This is a genomic window from Crenobacter sp. CS_VA4 (genome assembly GCF_055597485.1).
The window spans coordinates 1-212 of the sequence record NZ_JBVMAE010000234.1; the positions used below are offsets into that span (position 1 = coordinate 1).

1 pseudogene is annotated in these 212 nt (G+C 58.5%); it reads right to left on the reverse strand.

Annotated features, from left to right (window positions below):
- A pseudogene (locus ACZ2IA_RS23365) lies at window positions 1–212 on the reverse strand (hypothetical protein); the annotation flags it as partial.

The following is a 212-nucleotide window of genomic DNA, read 5'->3' on the forward strand; positions in this document are numbered from 1 at the left end:
TGCGGGTTCGCAAATAGCTTACGACCTGCCAATCGTCCCACCCAGTAGTTGGCGTTGTCGCCGAGGAAGGCTGCGGCAATTAGCGTTAACACGATGAGATGCGGATTGAGAGCACCGCTAGCCGCTAGCGCCCCCCCGGCGAACAGCAATGAATCGCCAGGCAGAAACGGGGCCACCACTAACCCTGTCTCGCAGAAGACCACTAGGAACAA